Annotated in this window: 18 protein-coding genes; 7 read left to right on the top strand and 11 right to left on the bottom strand. The window is 33.3% G+C overall.

The features are described 5' to 3' along the window. Positions 1–40 precede the first annotated feature (40 nt). Entirely contained in the window at positions 41–1,330 is a 1,290-nt protein-coding gene (locus IPK88_13925; protein MBK8244521.1) for a UDP-N-acetylmuramoyl-tripeptide--D-alanyl-D-alanine ligase, read from the top strand. On the opposite strand, the gene IPK88_13930 is transcribed toward IPK88_13925, so the two are convergent. Further along, entirely contained in the window at positions 1,322–2,353 is a 1,032-nt protein-coding gene (locus IPK88_13930) for a hypothetical protein (protein MBK8244522.1), read from the bottom strand. The two genes, IPK88_13925 and IPK88_13930, sit on opposite strands and share 9 nt — an antisense overlap. A gap of 117 nt (positions 2,354–2,470) precedes the next feature. Here IPK88_13930 and IPK88_13935 point away from each other — a divergent pair, with 117 nt between their 5' ends. Next, entirely contained in the window at positions 2,471–3,694 is a 1,224-nt protein-coding gene (locus tag IPK88_13935; protein ID MBK8244523.1) for a Glu/Leu/Phe/Val dehydrogenase, read from the top strand. A 139-nt stretch (positions 3,695–3,833) separates the two neighbouring features. After that, positions 3,834–5,693: an OmpA family protein gene (locus IPK88_13940; GenBank protein MBK8244524.1), complete on the top strand. Its 1,860-nt coding sequence runs from the start codon at positions 3,834–3,836 to the stop codon at positions 5,691–5,693. A 175-nt stretch (positions 5,694–5,868) separates the two neighbouring features. On the opposite strand, the gene IPK88_13945 is transcribed toward IPK88_13940, so the two are convergent. Next, positions 5,869–6,768, bottom strand: coding sequence for a methionyl-tRNA formyltransferase (locus IPK88_13945; protein MBK8244525.1), 900 nt, complete (start codon positions 6,766–6,768; stop codon positions 5,869–5,871). A gap of 462 nt (positions 6,769–7,230) precedes the next feature. Between IPK88_13945 and IPK88_13950 the strand changes: the two genes are divergently transcribed. Next, positions 7,231–7,548, top strand: a complete 318-nt coding sequence (locus tag IPK88_13950) for an SCP2 sterol-binding domain-containing protein (protein ID MBK8244526.1) — start codon at positions 7,231–7,233, stop codon at positions 7,546–7,548. A gap of 3 nt (positions 7,549–7,551) precedes the next feature. On the opposite strand, the gene IPK88_13955 is transcribed toward IPK88_13950, so the two are convergent. The 4 genes from IPK88_13955 to IPK88_13970 are packed head-to-tail and all read right to left on the bottom strand — an operon-like array spanning position 7,552 to position 10,523. Then, the gene (locus IPK88_13955; protein MBK8244527.1) at positions 7,552–8,166 is read right to left on the bottom strand and encodes a hypothetical protein; all 615 of its coding nucleotides are present in this window, start codon (positions 8,164–8,166) and stop codon (positions 7,552–7,554) included. Continuing rightward, complete coding sequence (locus IPK88_13960) at positions 8,166–9,062, bottom strand: ParB/RepB/Spo0J family partition protein (protein MBK8244528.1); 897 nt, start codon at positions 9,060–9,062, stop codon at positions 8,166–8,168. Before IPK88_13960 ends, IPK88_13955 begins: the two co-directional genes overlap by 1 nt. Next, entirely contained in the window at positions 9,046–9,837 is a 792-nt protein-coding gene (locus tag IPK88_13965; protein MBK8244529.1) for a ParA family protein, read from the bottom strand. The genes IPK88_13960 and IPK88_13965 overlap by 17 nt, the downstream gene beginning before the upstream one ends. 5 nt (positions 9,838–9,842) lie before the next feature. Next, on the bottom strand, positions 9,843–10,523 hold the full coding sequence (locus tag IPK88_13970; protein ID MBK8244530.1) for a metal-dependent hydrolase: 681 nt from the start codon (positions 10,521–10,523) through the stop codon (positions 9,843–9,845). 334 nt (positions 10,524–10,857) lie between these two features. Here IPK88_13970 and IPK88_13975 point away from each other — a divergent pair, with 334 nt between their 5' ends. Further along, complete coding sequence (locus IPK88_13975; protein MBK8244531.1) at positions 10,858–12,480, top strand: ABC transporter substrate-binding protein; 1,623 nt, start codon at positions 10,858–10,860, stop codon at positions 12,478–12,480. Between the two features lie 14 nt (positions 12,481–12,494). On the opposite strand, the gene IPK88_13980 is transcribed toward IPK88_13975, so the two are convergent. After that, complete coding sequence (locus IPK88_13980) at positions 12,495–14,210, bottom strand: redoxin domain-containing protein (GenBank protein ID MBK8244532.1); 1,716 nt, start codon at positions 14,208–14,210, stop codon at positions 12,495–12,497. Between the two features lie 117 nt (positions 14,211–14,327). On the opposite strand from IPK88_13980, the gene lipB reads away from it, so the two are divergent. Next, positions 14,328–15,023, top strand: a complete 696-nt coding sequence (lipB, locus tag IPK88_13985) for a lipoyl(octanoyl) transferase LipB (GenBank protein MBK8244533.1) — start codon at positions 14,328–14,330, stop codon at positions 15,021–15,023. Next, a complete protein-coding gene (locus tag IPK88_13990) occupies positions 14,995–15,516 on the top strand; it encodes an acyl-CoA thioesterase (GenBank protein ID MBK8244534.1) in 522 nt (173 codons plus the stop codon). The genes lipB and IPK88_13990 overlap by 29 nt, the downstream gene beginning before the upstream one ends. A 6-nt stretch (positions 15,517–15,522) precedes the next feature. Here the strand turns inward: IPK88_13990 and IPK88_13995 are convergent, their stop codons facing one another. The 4 genes from IPK88_13995 to IPK88_14010 all read right to left on the bottom strand — a co-directional run bounded on the left by IPK88_13995 (position 15,523) and on the right by IPK88_14010 (position 19,720). Then, positions 15,523–16,176: a hypothetical protein gene (locus tag IPK88_13995; protein ID MBK8244535.1), complete on the bottom strand. Its 654-nt coding sequence runs from the start codon at positions 16,174–16,176 to the stop codon at positions 15,523–15,525. Positions 16,177–16,187: 11 nt separating this feature from the next. Next, positions 16,188–18,086, bottom strand: coding sequence for a hypothetical protein (locus IPK88_14000; protein ID MBK8244536.1), 1,899 nt, complete (start codon positions 18,084–18,086; stop codon positions 16,188–16,190). A 204-nt stretch (positions 18,087–18,290) separates the two neighbouring features. After that, the gene (lpxB, locus tag IPK88_14005) at positions 18,291–19,400 is read right to left on the bottom strand and encodes a lipid-A-disaccharide synthase (protein MBK8244537.1); all 1,110 of its coding nucleotides are present in this window, start codon (positions 19,398–19,400) and stop codon (positions 18,291–18,293) included. After that, positions 19,400–19,720 carry a hypothetical protein gene (locus IPK88_14010; protein ID MBK8244538.1) on the bottom strand — a complete coding sequence of 107 codons (321 nt, stop codon included), beginning with the start codon at positions 19,718–19,720 and terminating at the stop codon, positions 19,400–19,402. Before IPK88_14010 ends, lpxB begins: the two co-directional genes overlap by 1 nt. Position 19,721 lies beyond the last annotated feature (1 nt).

Consider the following 19,721-nt stretch of genomic DNA (forward strand, 5'->3'; position numbering starts at 1 on the left):
TAATCCTCATAGGTAATACCTATGGGGATTTTTTGTAATTATGGAAATTAGCGACATATATAGTAAGTTAGAAACTAAGTTAGATCGGGTAAGTACAGATACCCGATTATTGGTGACTGGAGATGTGTTCTTTGCATTGAAAGGACCTCATTATAATGGTAATGAATTCGTTGCCAAGGCGCTAGAATTAGGTGCTTCTTTTGTTATTTGTGAAGATTATGAATCTCAAGATGCAAGAGTAGTTCCGGTTGATGATGCATTGATTACGCTGCAGCGATTAGCGCAGTATCATAGATCCAGGATGAAAGCAAAAATTATTGCAATAACTGGATCCAATGGAAAGACAACCACCAAGGAGTTGCTTTTAAAAGTGTTTGAAACTACCTATGAGGTCTTAGCAACAGAAGGAAATTTAAATAATCACATTGGTGTACCGCTTACTTTACTTAAATTAAAAAGCAAGCATGATTTTTTGATTCTTGAAATGGGCGCTAACCATGTGGGTGAAATTGCTTTTTTGTGTACATTGAGCAATCCTGATTTTGGATTAATAACAAGTATTGGCAAGGCGCACTTGGATGGTTTTGGCAACCTTCAAGGTGTTCTAAAAACTAAAATGGAATTGTTTGATTATTTAGATGAACATCAAGGAGTTTCTTTTTACAATTTAAATGACGCTCAGCTTGCATCAAAATTTATTTCTGAAAAGAATCATGTAAGTTTTGGAGATCTTCAAAACCATTTAAATTATAGCTTTAAGCCAATTCAGTATATCCCGACCATTTCATTAATGCAAATAAACTCAGCAAATGAAACTCATTATAATGCAACTATTTTTGGCGAACATAATTATCAAAATGTAATTGCAGCCATTTCTATAGCTAATTATTTTAAAATAGAACCGGAACATATAAATAGATCATTAATTGAATATGTTCCTTCTAATATGCGAACTCAGCTTTTAAAATGGAAAAGTAATGATATTATTTTAGATGCATATAATGCTAATCCAAGTTCAATGGAAGCTGCAATTAAAATGTTTAATCAATGGCCTGGGGAGGAAAAGTGGATCATAATTGGTAAAATGGCAGAATTGGGAGTTGACAGTGAATCAGAGCATCAGAAAGTTTTTAATTTGCTTATAAATAAACCTTTTCAAAAAATAATATTAATTGGTCCCTCGTATTTTTCTTTTAAATTAAGTTCAAATATGTTATATTTTTCAAATGTTGAAGAATGTAAATCATGGCTTTCTGAAAATTCACCTACAGGAAAAACCATTCTTGTTAAAGGTTCACGGTCTGCAAAGTTGGAATCTTTGTTAATTTAGATATTCTAAAATTCTATCCGGTACCTGTTCTTGTACAGTATTTAAATATTCATCATATGTGCATGGTATTAATACGTTCGAATGGTCCATGTCAATAATGGGTTCTTCAAACCACCATTTGCCACTAATTTCTGATTTGTAAAAATTAATTTGTATTCCGGTATTCTTGATTTCAACAATATATTGAGTTAGATTTTTTTTGTGATTTGAGTGATCTGTTTTTTTAAGTCCGTAACCTTCTATAAAATACCAAACCATTTGAGCAATTAATAATTCACTGGTACCAGATACATCTTGTTCTGTTTTCCAAGAGGAGATAAATAGTGCTTTTGTTTTGTCCCCTGAGCCAAAATATTTACAAATTGATGATGCTTCTTCTGAAAAAAGTCCACTGGGATTACTGTTGTAGCTAGCACTGAAATCACTGTGGCGAATTGCATTAAGATCAAAAAAAGCTGCATCAACATTTCTTGTGAAGGGTTCAATATTGGATAGTTTTTTTCTAAACTCTGAAAGATATAGAATTTTAGAAATGGAATGAAGTGAATCAGAAGATTGTAAATGTCTTTGTACGCCTATGCTATAAAATTCTTTGAGAAACATACTATGAGATATTAGTAAATCGTCAATCTTTGACATATTATCTGAAACTAAGGCAAACCTGTGCGGCATTAAAACTTGACTGCATTGAAGATGCAATTGAGTAAAATGTGAGTGCCTAGAACCAATTAAAATGGGAATGATTTTCAAATCCATTAAGTACATTACTGTGGCTGCAACATTGCTGTCAGAAACGTCCTTTAAGTTTCCCAGATCAACAATTGTGAGTTTTCTAAAATGATCTAATGATAATGAATAAAATTTATCTCTAAATAAATCTGATAGTACTGGATTTACGCCTATTAGCGCTATTTCATATTTCTGTAATTCCAGATCATGCATTTTTTCATGTTTATTAAAATGGACAGGGGTCCATTTAGAATCTGCAAACAATGAGGAACTAGGAAGAAATTCTGGTAACATATAGGAATATTTTTCACAAAAATACATATTATTAATTAATTTAATATGAAATTAATAAGTTTTCTGAATAATTGATCTTAAGAGCTTAATTTTGTCCAAATAATAAGCAGTAAAAGTATGTATCAATTATTAGCATCCTACCTTCAAAAATCGCCAGAAATAGTATTTGAATGGAGTGACCCAAATTCTGAAGCTAAGGGGTGGTTGGTTATTAACTCTTTAAAAGGAGGAGCCGCTGGAGGTGGAACTAGAATGAGAAAAGGACTAACCAAAGATGAAGTTGTTTCACTTGCCAAAGTCATGGAAGTTAAATTCAGTGTTTGTGGGCCGGCAATAGGTGGTGCCAAATCTGGAATTAGTTTTGATCCACAAGATCCAAGAAAAAACGAGGTTTTGAGAAGATGGTTTGAGGCCATTTCGCCTATATTAAAGAGTTATTATGGAACAGGTGGAGATCTAAATGTTGATGAGGTTAAGGATGTGTTTCCCATTACCGAATCATTAGGCATTATACATCCACAAGAAGGTGTGCTTAGTGGTCATTTTAAATATGATTATAATAAGAAACAGATTATTTTGAATCAACTTGATCTGGGTTGTAAAATGCCGGTCAAATCGGATCAATTTTCACCCGATCATGGTGAGGGGAAATTTAATGTTGCAGATATGATTACTGGATATGGAGTTGCAGAATCAGTCAAGCATTATTATCATATCGTAAAGGAGGAGGACCTAAAGGGAAAAACAGTATTGATTCAAGGGTGGGGGAATGTGGCTTCTGCTGCTGGTTTTTATCTGTCAAAACTAGGGGCAAAAATCGTAGCTATTACAGATAGAAATGGTGGCGTTTTCAATCGTGAAGGGTTTAGTTTTGAGGATGTTAGAAACTTATTTTTATCAAAAAATGGAAATGAATTACAGAGTGATCATATTATTGATCATGAAGAAGTTCAAAGGAAAGTTTGGGATTATGGTGCAGAAATTTTCATACCTGCGGCAGCTTCAAGGATAGTCAGTATTGAGAACATTAAATCCTTAATTGCATCTGGCACAAAACTCATTTCTTGTGGAGCTAATGTTCCATTTATTGAAGATCAAATCATTTTTGGTGATTGTTCACAATATGCTGATGAACATATAGGGTTAATACCAGATTTTATAGCGAATTGTGGAATGGCCAGAGCTTTTAATTTTTTAATGCAACCCAATCAGGAGTTGTCTGAAGAACGTATTTTTCAAGATGTGTCAAATACGATATATAACGCCATGCGTCTTATTGAAGGCAATGCAAAAAGTCCCAATCGCATCACCGCTAGAGCCTTGCAAGAATTCATACAGTAGAATTTGCTAATGTATTGAAGGACAAATAATTATGTATTTGTTAAAAATTATATTTATAATGCTAGTAAAAGTGGCTAGATTTTTGCATAACTTTGCAAGAGTACTTTCACTCAATTGTTACTATAATAATACGATTATTATGTTTAATAAGTCATTTATAACCATATTAGTAGCTGTTGCACTGCACCAACACAGCTATGCTCAAACAGATACAACATTAACTGTTGTCCCTGCTGAGAATGTAACAATTGCAACGGATCAAAATGCCTTATGGAAATCAGGTAAAGCTAAATATCCAGCTAAACCGAAGAATATGTGGGAAGGGGGAATTCATTTTGGGCATTTTTTAATTGATGGAGATGTTGATCCAAGACAACCACTTGCAGGATTTGGGTGTGGATTACACCTGAGGAGAGCAGTACATTATGCTTTTTCAATACGATTAGATGCTTTATATGGTTTGACCAAAGGATTAGAAACCCAGCCTTATGGTTCGTCTTTAGAACCGGAGCCTTTCTATAAAGAACCAGATGGTGAGTTAAGAGATGTATTTAATGGATACAACAGGAATAATCCATGGTTCCCATCTTACAAAACACATTATTTCAACGCATCCATTCAAGGCGTTTTGAATATAGGAAATTTGTTATTTCATAAGGAATCAAATAAATGGAATTGGTATTTAGTACTAGGAATCAGTGGGGATCATAATATTACTAAATTGGATTTAAGGGATGGAAGTGGTAATATTTATTCGAATCTGCTTGGCCAAATTAATTATAGTCAACTTGATTTTAACACACGTCAAGGCCGTAAAGATATTAAGGCTGGTTTAAGAGACGTCTATGATGGTACTTATGAAACAACTGCATACAAGAAAAGAGGTATTTTTAGAATCGGAGATGATATTAATGTTCATTTTGGATTTAATGCAGCGGTTGGCGTTTCAAGGAAGATCAATAAGCGATTTAATATTTCGTTGGAGCACGAGTTAATCAGTTCAGATAATGACTATTTGGATGGTATCCATTGGAGAACAGATGTTGACCAAACAAATAATAATGATATTGGTCATTATACTAATTTGAGATTGGGTATCAATCTTGGTAATTTTAAGAAGAAAGTAGAACCTTTATATTGGATTAATCCATTGGATGCTGTTTTTTCAGATATAGCTGAATTAAAACAAAGACCAAAATTTGATTTAAATGATTCCGACCAAGATGGTGTGATTGATTTGTTAGATCAAGAGCAAGAAACACCAGCTGGTGCTCCGGTTGATACAAGAGGTATTACTTTAGATAGTGATAATGATGGGCAGGCTGATTATAAAGATGAAGAGCCATATTCTGCCCCAGGCTATCCAGTTAACGAAAAAGGGATAGCTCAAATTCCAGTTCAACCTAAGATAACTGAAGATGATGTGAATCGAATCGTTGATCAGAAAATGGGTGCTGCTGGAATTGGAGGACCTGGAGGTTCAGGAGGATCTGGAGGACCTGGCGGTAATGCAGCAGGTAAGAATGGATGTTGTAATCCGGATTGGTTTCTACCAATGGTGCATTTCAATCTTGATGAATATTGTGTCAAACCTCAATATTATACTCAGCTTCACCATGTAGCTACCGTAATGTTATCTCACCCGGATTTAAAAGTTACAGCTTTTGGACATACCGATGTTCGAAATTCGAATGGTTATAATAATGTTTTGTCTTATAATAGGGCAAAAGCTTCAATTGAATACTTGGTATCTAATTACAATATACCTAGAGAAAGGTTTGTACTGATGTATGGCGGAGAGCAATCACCTTTTGGTAAAGATGCAAGTAACCATTACATAAATAGAAGAGTAGAATTTAGAGTAAGTAAGCCTGAAGATACAGATATGGCAAGACCTGAAGGTCCCGAAGCGGGAGATTGTCATAAGAAAAGAATGAGAAAAACAGGAAAAGTAAAAACAGATAATGGTACAGATGAAGATAAAAAATCTGGGTATTAATTAAAGATAATTAAACGATATAAAAAAAAAGGCATCAATGAATTGGTGCCTTTTTTATTTGAATAAGATTGGATTGTTGAAGAAACCTAATGATTTTGAATTGTGTTTAATGCATACAATGCTTTTTCAATTTTAGATATGTGGGTATACTTTTATCAATGGAAGGATGATGAATTTATGGTTTCCAACCATTAAGAAATTCCTGAATATTCATCCTTCTTTTTCCTTCCATCTGAATTTCTAGTATATCTAACATGAAGTCCAATGTTCCTATAGTTAAACTGTGTTTATTTATTATCCATTGTCCTGATAAATTAGAAGATCGTTCAGATGAAATATTTGATTTAAATATCTTATATGATTTTCCTAAATAATGGGTTACAGCACCGGGATAAGGACTTAAAGCGCGAATTTGATTGTGAATTTTTTTCGATGGTTGCAACCAATTTATTTCTAAATCCTGGGCTAATATTTTTGGTGCAGGGCATGCCAATTCATCAATTTGTTTAGTAAAATGAACTTGGTTATGTTCTATAAGATCTACGGCCTCGAGTACGAGTTTGGCTCCTACAATTTTCATCCTATCATATAGTTCACCGCAATTTTCATCAGGATGAATTGGAATTTTTTCCTGGATGAGTATATCGCCGGTATCAATATCATGTTTAAGTTTAAAAACAGTTACCCCTGTTGAGTTTTCACCGGCCATAATGGCGCGTTGAATCGGTGCGGCACCTCGATACTTAGGGAGCAAAGACCCATGCAAGTTATAGGTTCCGAATTTTGTGGAAGACCACACTTCTTCGGGTAGCATTCTAAATGCAACTACAATTTGGAGGTCAGCATTTAGGTGCTTCAATTCTTGAAGAAAGGTTTTGCTCTTTAGATTTTTTGGCTGGAGTATTTTTAGTTGATGTTGAAGCGCCCATTTTTTAACATCTGATTGTAATAATTGATGCCCCCGGCCTCCAATTTTATCAGGAGCAGTTATTACAGCAATGATTTCATGATGTTTATGTAGTAATTCTAAAGTTGGAACTGCAAATTCTGGAGTCCCCATGAATATAATTCTCATGATATCTATTTTAAAACCAAAGGGTCAATTAGACAGCTTTGTTGTTTGAAATTATTGATCAAAAATATATGAATTTTTATAAATAATATGGATTAGTTTTTAATAAAATTGTTTGAAAGAATTCAAAAGCTTTTTAAAGAATTTTACCATCTGTTTCTTTTACAATGGGCTAAATAGGTGTTGAAAAATTATTTTTTCTGTCGTGTTATTTAACTTTCTTCTTTCTTAATTGTAGTATAAGTGCAAGATTTGGACTTAAAGTGCTTCTTTGTAATATAATTTAAAAGAGACGTAATGTTTTTAAATTAGATCATTTAATATATACAAAGAGGTCATTGCTTATAAACTGATCTAAATGGAATGCATTGTGTAAATTTGTAATAGATTCCGGCTAAGCTTTATAAGTCAAACAAATTGATCAACAAAAATGATTTATATTTATTTACTACTAAAAACTATAAAATGACATCTAAAGAATTTCTAATGAATTTGCCAGAGAAAATTAATTCAAAGTCTCTAGAAGGAATGAATACCATATTTCATTTTGACTTAGAAGGAGAAGGTGGGGGTCAGGTTAGTATTTCTATTACAAACGGTGAAGTCAAGGTTACTGATGGGTTTGTTGGAGAACCTAATTGTACGATAAAGGCTACAAATGATAATTTTAAAAAAGTATTGAAAGGAGATTTGAATCCAATGATGGCGATCCTTACGGGCAAGCTCAAAATTTCAAACCAATCTGAAATGATGAAATTTGCTAAATTATTGGGATGGATGTAATACTTATTTAAAAGCAATCATAAATTTAATTTGTGATGATTGCTTTTGAAATTCTGGATATAAATGTAAGCTTAGGTTCTCGTTGATATCAAACTCCAATAAATGCCTATCTACAAATGCATCTACACCAATGAGTAAATAAACCAGGCCAAGTCCGAGGTAACTTCTTTGTAGATTTTTGTCATAGAATTTTCTATAGCTGTTGATACCTTGTAGCGGCAATATATTTTGAAATTCATCTTTTGAATCATTACCCAGATCTACACGCATCCTAAATGCATCGTCAAAGCGTTTATATTGATCTCGATTAAAATATATGGAATACCCTATGCCTCCTAAGGCTCCATAGACGAGTGGAAGTTTCCAGTATTTTCTATTATATACTTGACCTGCCCCGGGAAGAATGAATGAATAAATTAATGCTCTGCCAGGTTTGCCTTTAAATATTTTACCGAAAGTTCGAGGTGTTTTTTGCTCCTTGGCTGATAAGGCTTGGTTTGTATCTACTTTAGTTGTTTCAACAGGAGATTGAGTACGGATCGTGTCTTGTCCATAGCTCTGAATACCATAGACTAAGAAAAATAATATAAAAAGTAGTGTTGTTATTTTTGCAAACATTATTCTTCAATTCTATCTATAATATCATTGAATGCTTTGTCATTATTAAATTTAATAATTATTTGGCCTTCTCCCGTGCTCTTGCGGTTTATAACTACTTTGGTTCCAAGAATTCCAGCAATTCGATCTTCAATACTTTTGATCATAATATTTGGATCTGATTTAGGGGTGATTGATCTTCTTCCTTTTGATTTTATATATGATTGTGCTATTTTTTCAGATTCTCTAACTGAAAGCTCTTTAGTTTGGATTTCTTTGTAAAGTTGAGTTTGGAGTAAAAGATCTTCAACTCCAGCTATCACCCGAGCATGGCCCATACTGAGTGTTTTTGCTTTCAATGAATTTTGAACTTCTGGAGGTAATTTCAGTAATCTTGTGTAATTACTTATGGTACTGCGTTTCTTACCAACTCGATCAGACAACTGTTCTTGGGTCAGATTGCATTCTTCCATTAACCGTTGATATGAAATGGCAATTTCAATTGGACTGAGATCTTCTCTTTGGATATTTTCAACTAATGCCATTTGGAGTACTTCAAGATCATTCGCAGATCTGATATAAGCTGGAATTTCTTTAAGTCCTTCTAATTGGGCAGCTCGAAATCTTCTTTCTCCAGATATGATTTGATATTGATTTTTACCAAACGATCTTATGGTTATAGGTTGTATTAAACCATAAGTTTTTATTGACAATGCTAATTCATCCAATGATTCTTTTTCAAAAGTATTTCTTGGTTGATCTGGATTGGCAATAATTTGCTGGAGGGGTATAAGGGCTACAGATGAAACCATGGGCTCCTCTGGAGTGGATTGTTCCGGTTTAGATTTTTTATCCTCTTTATTAATATTAGATAGGAGGGCTTTAAGGCCTTTACCTAATTCATTTTTTTGACTCATGATGTGTTTTTTTACTTTGCTTATTTAAAAATTCTTGAGCAAAATTTAAAAAATTAAAACTTCCCTTACTGGCAGCGTCATATAGAACTACTGGTTTTTTTACCAATGGGGCTTCTGTTATTTTTGAATTTCTGTGAATGATGGTATCAAATACGGGAAGCTTGATGTTTTCTTTTAAATCTTTAACAATCATTGTAGACATTCTCAATCTCTTATCGAACATGGATAACAACACACCTTCAACTTTTAATGACGGATTTAAACTATCCTTAACCAATTCAATTGTATTTTTAATTTTTGACAAACCTTCTAATGCAAACAATTCGCTTTGCACAGGTATGATAACCGAATCAGCAGCTACTAATGCATTTATGGTCATGAGTCCTAAGGAGGGAAGGCAATCAATAAAAATATAATCAAATTGATCTCTAATTTTATCTAATACGCCTTTCATTACAAACTCTCTGGATTCCATGTTGACCAATTCAATATCAGCTCCAACCAAATCTATGGTGGACGGCAGTAAAAAAAGATTAGGAGTTGTTGTTTCTATAATTGCTAATTTAGGGTCTGCACCATTAATCATGCAATCATATAAGCTAATTTCAAAATCATTTAAGTCTCCTCCAGAACCCGAAGTACTGTTAGCTTGTGGGTCAGCATCTACCAATAATATTTTATGTTCAAGAATGGCCAAACAAGCTGCTAAATTAATAGAGGTTGTTGTTTTTCCAACACCACCTTTTTGGTTGGCTATAGCTATGATTTTTCCCATTAGTATTAAAGGTTAATAACTTGTCCGATTTCTGGTAAGATCAATTTTTTTCCAGCTTGAGCAAATGCTTCCTGAGCTTTTTTGTGATCAATTCGTATGGGTTCAAAGGTATCAAAATGGCAGCCTATAATCAAATCACAATTGATCCATTGACTGGCAATTATTGCATCTTCATATCCCATAGTAAAAACATCTCCCAAAGGTAAAATGGCGAATGTTAATGGGGGACAGGTTAAAGGAATTAATTTCATATCATAGGTTAAAGCAGTGTCTCCAGCTATATAAAAGCTTTGTGATTCATTCCACACAACAAAACCTCCTGGATTACCGCCGTTTGAGCCATCTGGAAGGACGCTTGAATGAATAGCAGAAACCATTTTTACCGTTCCAAAATCAAATTTAAATTTACCTCCAAGATTCATTGCATAAGCTCTAATTCCTTGTGCTACAAGCCAATTCTGAACTTCAAAGTTTGCTATGGCGATAGCTTTAGTTCTTTGACCAATGTCAATGGCATCACCAATATGGTCACCATGTCCATGTGTAATCAACATATAGTCCACTTCCAGATCATTTTGATTGATATTAGAAGCCATAGGATTTCCTGCAATAAAGGGGTCTATTAAAAGTCTTTTTTCCCCAAATTCAATCCAAAAGCAGGAATGACCTAAATATTTAATCAACATAGTTAAAATTTACGCAAAACTAATCATTTATAGCTGAAAATAGTGGTTTGATATGATTTATGCAGGGCTAAAACCATAATCTGGTGAACTGTATAGATTGATATCTTGGTCATTCAAGCTTTACTTTTATATTTAAGTCATTTTATATTTAGACCCGACACACTGCAAGGTTATGCTTTAAAGTTAATCAAATGCCTAATCAAATCGGATTACTAATCAGTTCATTAATTAAAGAATTTAAATGTTGTATAAAATTACCGAGTTAATGAATCATAAATATATACTCCTAATTCCAAAATAGCTATATTCGAGCGTTTAACCGATTTAATACCCAATGAATTTAGTTTTTTTAAAGCAAATTGTTAATCTAGTATTACTGAGTATTCTAATGATCGTATGTAATTCTTGTTCATATGATCGGGGTAATAAGCCTCGGGTATTTCACTACAATCAACCCAATCCAGTTACTTCCATAGATCCTGCTTTTGCAAAAACTCAAAATAATATTTGGATTGTAGATCATTTATACAATCAATTGGTTGATTTAAATGATTCTATGCAAGTTGTTCCTGAGCTGGCTACCAATTGGAATATTTTAGATTCTGGAAGGGTTTATGAATTTAAGATTCGGGATGATGTCTATTTTCATAAGGATAAGTGTTTTGGAGGTGACAGCACTAGAAAACTGACGTCTGCTGACGTTGTATTTAGTTTCAGTCGATTATTAGATCCCAAATTAAGTGCGCCGGGTAGTTGGATATTTGCCGATAAAGTTGATTCTAAGCATCCATTTGAATCAATAGGTGATACGCTTTTTAGAATTTATTTAAAAGCGCCATTTTCGCCGTTACTCACTATGTTAACCATGCAATATTGCAGTGTATTGCCAAAGGAGGCCATAGCTTATTATGGGGATCTTTTTAGAGAGCATGAAGTTGGAACAGGACCATTTATATTAAAAAAATGGATTGATCGGCAAGGTATATTCTTAATCAAAAACAATCATTATTATAAATCGGGAATTCCTGAATTGGAGGGAATAAGGGTTAGTTTTATTGAAGACCGAAATACCGCATATTTAGAATTTTTAAAACATGGAATAGATTTTTTTTCTGGAGTTCAATCCTCGTTTGGATATCAGATTTTAACTAATGATGGGCGATTAAGAGCGGAATTTGTTGATAAATTTAAGTTTTACCGATCAGATTATTTGAATACAGAATATTTTGGGATTAATCTCAAAGCGTTAGACAAGAATCATGCATTAAACAATAAACTTATCCGACAAGCTTTAAATTATGCAGTGGATCGAAGTTCTATGTTGAAAACATTTCGATTAGGAATTGGTACGGAAGCAAATAGTGGATTTATACCAAAAGGCTTGCCCGGCTTTGATCCTAAACTGGTGAAAGGCTATCATTATGATCCGCAAAAAGCTAAAGCATTATTAGCTGAAGCCAAGTATGATCAAATGCCATTGAATCAAAAAGAAATGATCATTTACACAAACAAAGATTATGCAGATATAGTAACTTATGTTGTCAGGCAGTGGCAAGAAATAGGTATATTAGCAAAGATTGAATTATTGGAGACCGCTACATTAAGAGAAAAAATGCGAAACGGTAGTCTTTCTTTTTTTCGTGCATCCTGGGTCGCTGATTATCCCGATGAAGAGAGTTTTATGACCGTTTTTTATAGTAAAAATCCAGCTCCTCCTAATTATACCAGATTTAAAAATGAATCTTTTGATAGGCTATATGATAGAGCTATAGTAGAAATTGATATGGATAAACGAAAAAAAATATTTCAAGATATGGATAGAATTATAATAGAAGAAGCTCCTGTTATATTCTTATTCTATGATCAAGTAGCTTGGTTTAGTCAGCAAAACATTCAAAATCTTGAGGGGAATGCACTGAATTTGTTAAAACTTGAAACTGTAAATGAGAAAAATTAAATTTAAAATCTATATTAAATTTTGATAAATTTCAAGATTTCGTTTTCGCCATTTGCTCTTATAGCTTTAATAAAGTATACTCCATTTAATAAATGTTGTGTTGGAATTTCAACACTATTATCATTTGGTTTAAGGTTTATTAAAAAAGTACCTTGGTGATTCACTACACTAATTTCTTCAATAACATCATCCGATGTTAAAAGTACTGATTCTGGGGATGGAATTAATTTGATTTTAGTTTTTTTGGTGACCGCATCATTGATAATGTGAAATCGGATGTCGCATGCTTCTATACTACCTCCATCAATAAATGTAATTTCAGATTGTATGTTCTCGCTTTCTTTAGGATTAAGTAACCTTGGTGAGTTAAATGAAATCAGCCCTTCCTTACTTATAAAGTGTTCACCTAATGCACTTGGGTCATCCCAAATTAATCTGAGTTCATTTTTATCGCTATTTACATAAAAATTTGATGGAGAAAAACCAGGAATATTTTTCAGATTTATATTTGAAATAGCTGCAAAATTTTCCTTCAGTCCAAATTGAAAAGCAAGTACACCCTTTATGTCTTCAGTTGGATATAAAACATATTTATAGCCTGTGGAAGATTTTGTAATTCTAATGCTAAAATCAACAGCACAGCTTGATCTGGAGTCAATGAATTCATCTGCAAAAGAATTGGCGGCAGTTATGTCTCCATAATGGCCTACGCCAAATTCATTAGAAGATTTATTACTTAGTATATCGTTTATTTTTGCCCGATTTGAAATAATTCCGGTATAGGCACTTGGATTGTTTTGGACCGTATAAATAGCATTTACTTTTGCAAATTTATTGGTGACCCCTAAAATCAATTTTCTTATTTCAATAATATCTGAAGCGGTTACGGATAATGTTTTGTTTACATCTGCTAAAGCGAATTGCAAATCATTCAGTTTCTTTTGGCCGAGAATGTGTTTTTGAATGAGGACTATGTCAGCCGTAGAAACACCATCGAAAATATTGCCTATTTGGTTTTTTTCAGGTATTACATAGTATCCATCCCGGATGGGTGGAAAATAGAACTCACAATTGTATTGACCGGATGGAATATCATATTCGGGATTACCTGAATAAAGAATATCTCTAAAGTAAACATGATCCGGCTTTAATTTCGAAGTAATTTTAACTCCAAAGGAATCTTTGCATCGGGTATCGCCACCACCTCCTGTGCCTCCTACAGTTACCCTTAATGCTTGTGTAATAGCAGAATCTAATGGAACAGGTTCATTGGAATAAAAGCGTACATTATAATTGACTTCACCGTTGGGTGAAATAACTATATAAGTAGGGGTGCCATAATAAGTGCCAAATTGCGAATTTTTATAGGGTGCAGTAGCTTCCAAAGCACCACCATCACTGGCTGCTCCAGGAAAAGTGATGCTATGTTTCGCAGAATATCCCTTAACATCCGCATTATTATCCCAAGTTTGAGTACTTAATTCCAGGAATTGAACACGATTAGCTCCATTGCCCCACTTAAGATTAGCTTGTTGAAACGCTGGTGCAGCAGCATTGCATGGTGGGCAATCCACAAAAAACAACTTTAATACAACTACTTTGTTTTTATCCAGATAATCTGCATACAATTTATGCACTTTATTGTTGTAATCTGTAATCGTAAAATCTGGTGCTTTAGCGCCGAATAGAAGGGCTGGAGATATCAACAGGATAAATAAAAACTTTTTCATTGCATTGTTTTTCAAATTCAAATTTACTATTTTTATGAGGATTTATTCCATTTTATTTAAAAATCCACAAATCTTAACATTTTGATTAGAACTTTGGATGTATTGGATCTTGGGTTTATGTCCTACAATGAGGCTTTTGAATTGCAATCCTATTACCATAAAAGCTTGATAAGTCAAAAAAGGCAATTGGATTTAGACCACCAACCTGTCAATAATACCTTGATTCTAGTTCAACATCCCCACGTTTTTACCTTAGGAACTTCTGGGAAGCAAGAACATTTGAAATTGAAACAAGATGACTTAGGTCACATTGAAGCACAATTTCAAAAGATCAATCGAGGGGGAGACATCACTTACCATGGTCCGGGTCAGTTAGTTGCGTATCCTATTTTGGATTTAGACCAATTTTTCACTGATGTGCATAAATACGTTAGATATTTAGAGGAGGCCGTCATAATGACGATTGGTGATTTTGGTATTAAGGGAGGTCGCATAAAAGATTTTACGGGTGTTTGGGTAGATATAGAATCTACAAAGCCAAGAAAAATATGTGCCATCGGCGTTCATTTAAGTAGATGGGTGACATTGCATGGTTTGGCTTTAAATGTAAATACCGATCTCAATTATTTTGATTATATCATTCCATGCGGGATTGAAGCTGAAGATAAATCCGTAACTTCTATGGAAAAAGAATTAGGAAAACCCATCGAATTTGAACAAGTTAAGGAAATTTTTATTCATCATTTGTCAAGTTTGTTTGGAACAAGTACAAAAAGTATAAAACATGGAATTGGAATCTCGAAAAATAGCTGATTCAAGAACTGAAATGAATGAATTGGTCATGCCAAATGATACAAATGCTTTGGGAAATTTAATGGGTGGAAACTTAATGCGGTGGATGGATATAGCATCAGCTATTTGTGCTAGTCAGCACTGTGGAGCTTATGTAGTAACCGTATCGGTAGATCACATTACATTTCAGGAGCCTATTAAATTGGGCGATATAGTAACCATTAAAGCATGTGTATCAAGAACATTTCACACCTCGCTAGAGATTTTTATTGAGGTGTTTACTAAAGGAATCTTACAACATACTGCCCGCAAATCAAATCAAGCATTTTTTACGTTTGTGGCCTTGGATGAGCGAACCATGAAGCCGAAGATGATACCTCAGGCAATACCTGAAACCGAAGCAGAAAAAAAATTGTTTGATGAGGCTGCTGTACGAAGAGAATTTAGATTGGTCGTCAGTGGAAAAATGAAACCATCAGATGCAAAATTCAGTCAAGATTTTTTATCAAAATAGGGAGATTTAATTGCTTGCTGTTACTGTAAAGTCTTCTTCACTTGTTTTTGATCGATGTAAAAATAAAGCATACATCATCCTGCAAAATTTGGTAAATAAGGGATAGTCTGACGGCTTAATTAATTCGTTAAAAGTGTATATGATTAAGTAATAATTCATCCCTTCGATATAAATATTTTTTTGATGATTGAGAAAGTTCAATACTTTTTCATCAAAATAATACCTGATAATTTCTTCATATTCCCCTGTTAATTTGAATCGATCTGAAAATTCAGGGTGCGTACTAAAATTAATATCTTTCCAGCCGAACCATGATAACATTTTATCACCAAAATGTTCTGGTCTTAGGTAAAATTGAGGAAGTGTTAGTTCTTTTGAATCAAAGAAAAAGACGGATTGATTGTAGTGTGATGCTGATTTGCCATGATGAATCATGAAAGAATGATCGAATAAAAATTGGTTCCCAATTAATTCTTTTTTTATTAATAGATTTTCGCATTTATGGTTTGAGCCATCTTTGAATAACTCAAATGATTTTAATTGGTTGATTAGTCCAATTTCTTCCTGCTCTAGTGCGCTAAGATCTAATTCCGATTGTAGGTTATGAATATCCTCAGTTCTGTTTTTATATTGTCCGGTAATTCTTTTCCAAAAACTCATATCTAAGTTTGTTATTTTCTTGAAAATAAAATGCTTGTTATGCCAATGTGAATACATTCATTTTCAACATAGGACCATTTGAAATGATAAATACCATATTTAGATACTTGTACAGTAGTAACAAATTTATTTGGAGTTTCGAAAATGGCAATACCAGGACCTTTAATTAATTGCCAGGTTCCAGAATGAGCTGTTCCAATTAATGACCCATTAAGTCCTTTTTGAATGTTTTTATTGCAGGCTAATGGCTCAATGATGGATCTAAAAAATACTTTTTGACAATACAATGGAGAGATTTCACAAAGTTGATTTGCGACGACACAAACTTCACCAAAATTTTGTTCTGCACCATGCCACTTAACTTGAATTTGATCGCTTGAGTCAGGTAATGGAGAAATGATGTCGCCATTGGTAACTTTCCAGAGATATGATTTTTTTGTTTCTTGATTTGGAAGTAAAATTCTAAACAGGGACTCTCCATTAATGCAGGCTGAGGATTTGTCATAAGTTAGCGTTCCTCCTGATAAATCTGATGTGATTTCTGTAAGTTGTTCACAATAATCAAAAGTGAATTTTTTTATTGCTTGTTCAATTTTGACATTGACTGAAAGTGTTATGCAATAATCCTCATTTTTTTCAACACGTAAATATTCATTAGTTCCAATACTATGTTTTAAAGTATCTGATTTTAAATACCAATGATATTGGTAATCAAGTATGGGTTCAATACCACATGATGGACTTGAGTTTTTAACATTAAATTTCAGTTCTTTATAATCTTCATGACATTCAAGTTTGATGTCCGAACTAAGGTTTAGAAAGTAAGTCGTCAATAAATAGGAACTATCACATTGGTAGGGCTTTGTAACATTGGGTAAATCTATGGTGTTCTTTGATTGACAATAATCGTATTTTATTTTTGTAATTGGATCTATGAAGTATTCTGAATTTGATTGACCTATATGAATTATTTCAGCAGGTATAGGTTTGGGTAAAATAATAAATCTTACAACTGAGTCATAAGGGCAACAATTTTTCTGAGTCAAATGAGCTGTATAAACTGAATTTTTTAATATCAGCTGATCGTGCCATTCATAAGGAATCAACTCTGAACAAAGATATCTGTCAGGTCCGGTTTTTTGATTTAATTTTCTTACCGCTATTGTTGCACATTCTGGTCCAATGGTTTGACAAATATTTTTTTCAGGGGAGCCAATATATCCTGTAGCACAAATTTGAAAGTTACCTGAATTTGGAAAATCTAAAATCAAATTATTTGCTTTGATGAATAAATCCTCACCGTTTAAAGTCCATGAGTATTCTGTAATACAGCCACTGCCTTTGGGCGTTACAAAAATTGGAAATTCACATACTCCTTCGCAAATGGATATTATTTTGTTTGTTGAATTGTTAATGTTATTTAATGTTGGGACAGGGGGGGCATTAATTTTTCCAGTTGTGCTAACTGTAAATTCACAATCAGCTTCATCCGGATATCCACTAACCCATAGGTAATATATTTTGCAGGCTACTAGGTTTGAGTTTAATCTAATTTGACCTTGTGAGAATGCTGTTTCACATAATGGATTATTACCACATTCTTCTGATTCATTTAATCCTGCCATCATGGCATTACCTCTAGTGCAGTTTCCAACATTTATAGTTATAGTTGCAGGTCCACCTTCAGCAATAAATGACCACCAACTAATATTTTTTGCAAATTGATTTTTACATAAAGTGCATTTTCCAAAATTTGAGAAGGGAACAAGCGAGCATGTCATACCATTGAGTTGGCTTAAGCTGCATAATACGGGTGCATCTGTAATGTTTAAAGTATAGGGTGGGATGCATTGAGACCAAAGGTTCGGATGTATGAAGAAAACAATAAATAGTATTAAAACTTGTTTCATGCCACAGGCTTAGCTTCCAGATTAAAATGTATAGCCAGCTTTATAGCAAAGTTAAGCTTTATTGAACATTATCTAGTTAATGGATTGGATTTTTATTTATCTGTCAAATAAGTATAATAAATGGAATGATAACATGAATAATCAAAAATTATTGAATCAACTTACATTTTTAATTGAAACTCGGTAGTCAGGTTTACCAATAAGCTATATATCTTTTAATAATTCTTGAGCTATGCGTTCAAATGTATCCGGGAAATATAATTTTTGATGAAGAAATTTATAATTGTTTTGCATATCGGATTTATAATTGGCTTGCTCTAGTTTTAATATTTCTTCTAAAATCCGGGTGGAATTCATGTCGTCTTGAATTAATTCTGGAACAATTTGTTTATCCATAATCAAATTAACAAGGCTTATATATTTAACTTTTATAAGTCTTTTTGCAATTTGATAGGACAATGCATTTCCTTTGTAACAAACGATTTGAGGCACGCCAAATAAACCGGTCTCCAGAGTGGCTGTTCCTGAAGTTACCAAAGCAAGATCTGCGATTTGAAGCAATGAATAGGTGTTGTTGAAAATAATATGGCAATCCACCGATAACTTATGGCACCATTTTTCATAAACATGTTTATGTTGAATTAATCCTGCAATGGCAATTTGGTAATTGCTTTTTTGTTTTGCGGCTTCTAGAAAAACGGGAAGCATGATTTCAATCTCTTGCAATCTACTGCCGGAAAGTAGTGCTAATATGGGCTTGTTGGTGAAATTTTGTGATGTTTTAAAATTCGTATCCTGAATTCTATTTTGGATGATATTCATTAGAGGATGACCGAAATAAAAAGCTTTTACATGATGGTCTTCAAAATATTTTTTTTCAAATGGCAATATGATGAATAATTTGGTAATGCAGTTTCTGATAGTTTCAACTCTGCTTTCTTTCCACGCCCAGACTTGAGGTGCGATAAAAAAATAAACCGGGATGTTTCTATTCTTAGCCCATTTAGCCATCCTTAAATTGAATCCCGGATAATCAATGAGTAAAATAGCATCTGGTTTAAATGCTATTATTTTCTTTTTGGTAAGGCGAAATAGACTTAATATTTTTAAAATATTTTTGGCCACTTCAATGAATCCCATAAAGTTCGCATCTTCATATCGAACATCAATATTTACTTTTTCAGATTTGAGTTTTTCGCCTCCCCAACCTTGCCAAATGATGTTTGGGTTTATTTTATTAGCGGCGGACACCAATTGAGAACCATAAAGATCACCCGAGGCTTCACCTGCTATAATGTAAATTTTTTTAGACATTATAAATTTAATAATTCAAAACCATACAAGTACATCCATAAACCAACAAATATTAAAGTAGGAAACACGATGCCTCGCATAGCATTATCCCAATATTTTTTATAAAAGTATTGGAGTGGCAATACATTGAGTATAATGGCAATGAGACCTATGGTTCTTTCTCTAAAATCTCCTTGTACACCTTCTGAATTTTCTAATATCCAGGTGTCGATCTGGTCATAAATAAGTAGAAGTATAGCATAACCTATAAAAGGCAATAAAAGGCCAACTATAATGCCAGTTAAAACCGAATTATATTTGCTATTTGGTTGAAATCGCATA

Origin of the sequence: Candidatus Defluviibacterium haderslevense (genome assembly GCA_016712225.1) — a bacterium.
GTDB classification, from domain to species: Bacteria; Bacteroidota; Bacteroidia; order Chitinophagales; family Saprospiraceae; genus Vicinibacter; species Vicinibacter haderslevensis.

Bases quoted from the DNA above. Each gene is read 5' to 3' on its own strand.
- IPK88_13925 (MBK8244521.1), top strand. From the start codon at position 41: ATGGAAATTAGCGACATATATAGTAAGTTAGAAACTAAGTTAGATCGG.
- IPK88_13930 (MBK8244522.1), bottom strand. From the start codon at position 2,353: ATGTTACCAGAATTTCTTCCTAGTTCCTCATTGTTTGCAGATTCTAAA.
- IPK88_13935 (MBK8244523.1), top strand. From the start codon at position 2,471: ATGTATCAATTATTAGCATCCTACCTTCAAAAATCGCCAGAAATAGTA.
- IPK88_13940 (MBK8244524.1), top strand. From the start codon at position 3,834: ATGTTTAATAAGTCATTTATAACCATATTAGTAGCTGTTGCACTGCAC.
- IPK88_13945 (MBK8244525.1), bottom strand. From the start codon at position 6,768: ATGAGAATTATATTCATGGGGACTCCAGAATTTGCAGTTCCAACTTTA.
- IPK88_13950 (MBK8244526.1), top strand. From the start codon at position 7,231: ATGACATCTAAAGAATTTCTAATGAATTTGCCAGAGAAAATTAATTCA.
- IPK88_13955 (MBK8244527.1), bottom strand. From the start codon at position 8,166: ATGTTTGCAAAAATAACAACACTACTTTTTATATTATTTTTCTTAGTC.
- IPK88_13960 (MBK8244528.1), bottom strand. From the start codon at position 9,062: ATGAGTCAAAAAAATGAATTAGGTAAAGGCCTTAAAGCCCTCCTATCT.
- IPK88_13965 (MBK8244529.1), bottom strand. From the start codon at position 9,837: ATGGGAAAAATCATAGCTATAGCCAACCAAAAAGGTGGTGTTGGAAAA.
- IPK88_13970 (MBK8244530.1), bottom strand. From the start codon at position 10,523: ATGTTGATTAAATATTTAGGTCATTCCTGCTTTTGGATTGAATTTGGG.
- IPK88_13975 (MBK8244531.1), top strand. From the start codon at position 10,858: ATGAATTTAGTTTTTTTAAAGCAAATTGTTAATCTAGTATTACTGAGT.
- IPK88_13980 (MBK8244532.1), bottom strand. From the start codon at position 14,210: ATGAAAAAGTTTTTATTTATCCTGTTGATATCTCCAGCCCTTCTATTC.
- lipB (MBK8244533.1), top strand. From the start codon at position 14,328: ATGTCCTACAATGAGGCTTTTGAATTGCAATCCTATTACCATAAAAGC.
- IPK88_13990 (MBK8244534.1), top strand. From the start codon at position 14,995: ATGGAATTGGAATCTCGAAAAATAGCTGATTCAAGAACTGAAATGAAT.
- IPK88_13995 (MBK8244535.1), bottom strand. From the start codon at position 16,176: ATGAGTTTTTGGAAAAGAATTACCGGACAATATAAAAACAGAACTGAG.
- IPK88_14000 (MBK8244536.1), bottom strand. From the start codon at position 18,086: ATGAAACAAGTTTTAATACTATTTATTGTTTTCTTCATACATCCGAAC.
- lpxB (MBK8244537.1), bottom strand. From the start codon at position 19,400: ATGTCTAAAAAAATTTACATTATAGCAGGTGAAGCCTCGGGTGATCTT.
- IPK88_14010 (MBK8244538.1), bottom strand. From the start codon at position 19,720: ATGCGATTTCAACCAAATAGCAAATATAATTCGGTTTTAACTGGCATT.